The 3,798-nt window shown below is 68.2% G+C and carries 4 protein-coding genes; 3 read left to right on the top strand and 1 reads right to left on the bottom strand.

From position 1 onward, the window contains the following. On the bottom strand, positions 1-1,569 hold a 1,569-nt coding region (locus tag TFC3_RS19815; protein WP_067507102.1), incomplete at its 3' end, for a M4 family metallopeptidase. A gap of 176 nt (positions 1,570-1,745) precedes the next feature. On the opposite strand from TFC3_RS19815, the gene TFC3_RS39470 reads away from it, so the two are divergent. From TFC3_RS39470 to TFC3_RS19805, 3 genes are all read left to right on the top strand, one after another. Then, positions 1,746-2,408: a S9 family peptidase gene (locus TFC3_RS39470; RefSeq protein ID WP_236718218.1), complete on the top strand. Its 663-nt coding sequence runs from the start codon at positions 1,746-1,748 to the stop codon at positions 2,406-2,408. Positions 2,409-2,449: 41 nt separating this feature from the next. Continuing rightward, a complete protein-coding gene (locus TFC3_RS39465; protein WP_236718217.1) occupies positions 2,450-3,028 on the top strand; it encodes a hypothetical protein in 579 nt (192 codons plus the stop codon). 269 nt (positions 3,029-3,297) lie between these two features. Further along, positions 3,298-3,558, top strand: a complete 261-nt coding sequence (locus TFC3_RS19805) for a LuxR C-terminal-related transcriptional regulator (RefSeq protein WP_201787189.1) — start codon at positions 3,298-3,300, stop codon at positions 3,556-3,558. Positions 3,559-3,798 lie beyond the last annotated feature (240 nt).

Here is a 3,798-nt window from a genome sequence, read left to right as displayed (position 1 = left end):
GGTGGGCGGCGGGGTGGTGCCGCCGGTGCAGGTCGGGTCGGCGGTCTGGGCCGGTACGCTGACGGCGGTCCAGGCGGCCTTGACGGTGTTGAAAGTGGCGCAGTTGTCGTTCGGGAACAGCGACTTGGCCGCGGTCAGCGTCCAGGTGCGGTACTTCACGTACGACGAGCTGGAGGTCTTGAGCAGCATCGCGTTGTACATGATCTTGATGGCGGTCTGGATGCCGACGCCGGTGACCGTGGTGCCGTTGCACGTGGAGCTGGCGGGCTGGCCGTTGCCGCTGGAGCCCTGGGCGAGCAGGTAGAACCAGTGGTTGCCGGGACCGGCGGCGGCGTGCACCTCGGAGCCGGGGGTGCTGCTGGAGTAGCAGTTGGAGTCCCCGGCCAGCGACGGGTTGTACATGTAGCGGATCGGGCCGCTGCCGACGAGGTTGACTTCCTCGCCGACCTGGTAGTCGGGGGCGTCGTTGGGGTTGTTGGCGTACCACTCGGTGGCCGCGCCGAAGGTGTCGGCGACGAACTCCTGGGTGCCGCCACCGGAGATGCCGCCCGGGGTGTTGTCGTCGATACCGTGACCCAGCTCGTGACCGACCACGTCGGCCGAGGAGATCCACTGACCGGCGGTGTTCTTGCCGATCTGCACCTGGGTGCCGTCGTAGTAGGCGTTCTGGTCGTTCAGGCCCACCCGGATCGGCCAGGCCCCGCCGTTACCGTTCTGACCGTTGCGGCCCAGCCAGGCCGAGAGCATCGCGGTCTGCTTCTGCGCCACGTAGAAGGCGTCGACGCAGCCGGTTTCCTTGTTCGTGCCGGTGCCGTTGCCCCACACGTTGTCCGGGCCGGAGAACGTCGTGTTGGTCGAGGCGTCCTGGCAGCGCAGCGTGGTCTGCACCGGGTCCTGCAGCGTGTACGTGGACCCGGACTGCGTTGTGTTCAGGCTGACCGAGCCGTTGATCCAGCCGGTGCCCGTACCGGTGACGTCGGTGACGTGCTGGGTGGTCTTGAGAACCTTGCCCGTCTGTGCATCGACGGCGACGGTGAGCCGGCTCGGTCCCTCGGCACCGGTGCCGATGACCGTGGTCTGCCAGGCGAGCTTGGGGGAGACGCCCTCGTTGGCCACCACGATCAGGGAGGTGCCCTCGTCGGCCGTCACCTTGGTGAGCTGCCCGCGGGCGGTTGCCGTCGCGGCATCCCGGGTGATCGCCGGCGTCACGTTCAGGCCGTTGATCGGGGTGGACTGCGCAACCGAGGTGTACTTGGTGGCCCCGGACGCGTCGGTCATCACCACGAAGTCGCCGCCCTCGACGGGCAGTCCCTTGTAGGTGCGCTGGTACGGCACGTACTGCAGACCGGCCGAGGAGATGACGCGCTGCTGGACGAAGCCGTCGTCGGCGCTCGCGTGCAGGTAGGCGGGACGGGAAGCGACCAGCGTCCGGGCCGAGTCAGCGGCCTTGGCCTGGGCGGTTGCCGGTGATGTCGGCTGGGCCGTCGCGGGACCGGCGACGGCCACCAGGGCCGACGCGGCCGCAGTGCCGGCCGCCAGCGCGGCGAACAGCGGGATGCGGGATTTCACGCGGGCACTCCTCTCGCCCAGGTTCACCGGGCGCTCACCGTCCGGCGAAGCGAAGGTCATCGCCGGTACGTGAGATGGACGCTAGGCATCGACAGCCATAAACGAATCAGGGAAAACCCTTGTACCGCTTGACACCCTCGGCACCCGGTCGTTCGCTGTTACCGGGAGGTAGCGCAATGGCAATGATCTGGAAATCCGTGATCGCCGCGCTGATGCTGACACCGGTGCCCGCCGCGGCCGCGCCACAAACCTGCGACGCCCCGATTCCCAGCACCACCCAGCCCGGCTACCTCGTCGCCGACCCGGACTGCGATGCCGACGGGACCCCGTTCACGCCGTTGCACGGCTCGCGGGTACGCACCGGTATTCGCGACGGGGCGGCGTACCGGATGGAAATTCCGGCGAAATGGAACGGCGAGCTTGTGGTGTGGGCGCACGGCTACCGCGGCACCGGCACCACCGTCTTGGTCAGCAATCCGCCGCTGCGGGAGCATCTGCTCGCCCGGGGTTTCGCGTGGGCGGCCTCGAGTTACCGCACCAACGGGTACGACGTCAGGCAAGGCGTCCGCGACTCGCACTCCCTGATCGCCCTGTTCAGCCAGGTCACCGGCCGCCGGGCGCGTGACACCTACCTGACCGGCGAGTCGATGGGCGGGCACATCACCGCCGTGGCCATCGAGGTCTACCCCCGCACCTTCGCCGGCGCCATGCCCACCTGTGGCGTGCTGGGGACAAGAAGCTGTACGACTACTTCCTCGATGCCAGCGTCAGCGCGGCCGCCCTGGCCGGCGTACCCATCGAATTTCCCGCTACTCCCGAGCGCTGGCGTGCGAAAGTAGCCCGGATAACCGCAAACCTGGACTATCCGACCTGGTCCGACGTGGTCGAGCGGCGCAGCGGGGGCGAGCGTCCCGGCTTCCACGGGGCGTTCGCATACTGGAACGCCGCTCGCTCGCTGCCCCCGCTCAGCGACCTGCCGTTCCTGTTCGGCCTCTACCCGGGCCTGAACAACGGCACAGCCGGCAATCTGGGCACCGTCTACCGCAGCACCGACCGCCGCCGCCTCACCCCGGCCGAGCGGCAGCTCAACCGCGATGTGCTGCGGGTCCGCTCCACCACCGTCGACATCCCCAGGGTCAACGGCACCCCGGGAATCCCGGTGCTCTCTCTGCACGGCATCGGCGACCTGTTCGTGCCGTTGTCCATGGAGCAGGTGTACGCCCGCCGCACCGCTCAGCACGGCCGCTCGAAGCTGCTGGTCTCCCGGGCCATCCGCGCCACCGGGCATTGCGACTTCACCCAGCCCGAACTGCGGCGCGGCTTCGACGACCTGGTTCGCTGGGTTCGCGGCGGGCACCGGCCCGGCGGTGACGCGATCCTCGACCAGCGTGCAGTCGCCGATCCCGCCTTCGGCTGCCGGTTCACGTCCGGCACCCGCCGCGAATTCTCCGCGTGCTGACAGTACTTGCGAGCGCGACTCGGTGAGCTGCAACGTCTGCGCACCCTCCACGGCCTGCTCGAACGCCAACTGCTCACCTAGCTCGTTGCTGCCCGGCGCGAAGCGCAGCCAGTCGAAGAAGGGCGCGGTGCCGCCGGGTCAGACACGGGCGGTGACCGCCACCGGAGAGGTGCTGCTGGATCTGGAGGTGGACGGCGTGCGTTGCCGGCTCACCCGCGGGACCGGCAGGGGGCGCGACCAATGTGCCGGCTGACCACGGGGAACGCGAGGTGGCGCACAGGGTGGCCATGGGGCTGACCAACACCGCCATCGCGGGCAAGCTCGACGTCAGCCCGTTGCCGGTGCCGACCCACCTGCGCCGCATCTCCGCCAAGCTGGACGTACCGACCCGAGCGGCCATGGTCGCCGTCATCGCGGACAGTGAGCCCCCCGATTTGGCGCCCCGGGATCGAGGGGGTAATGTTTTGCGAGCCGGCAGGGAAACGGACGCGGAAGCGGACGGCCTGCCAATCCCCAAGATCTTTGCTTAGCGGGTCAGTCGTGTTCGTATCGGCTGGGCCGGTGATGGGTTGTGGGGAATGTGTTTCGGTTTGCCCCGTGATTTGCGGTGGGGAATCGGAGCGGGTAATGTTGAACGAGTGCCCCGGGGCGCGGAACTGTGGTTTCGGGTGATCGGTGTGTGGTTGTTCTTTGAGAACTCAACAGGGTGCTTGATAAGCCAGTGCCAATTGTTTTATTTCTGGCTTCTTCGGAAGCTTGGATTCCTTTGG

Origin of the sequence: Actinoplanes sp. TFC3 (assembly GCF_001553785.1) — a bacterium.
Lineage (GTDB): Bacteria > Actinomycetota > Actinomycetes > Mycobacteriales > Micromonosporaceae > Actinoplanes.
The sequence above is the reverse complement of the archived record's forward strand: the minus strand, read 5'-3'. Positions and strand labels throughout refer to the sequence as shown.

Coding starts and splice junctions, on each gene's coding strand:
- TFC3_RS39470 (WP_236718218.1), top strand. CDS start 1,746: ATGGCAATGATCTGGAAATCCGTGATCGCCGCGCTGATGCTGACACCG.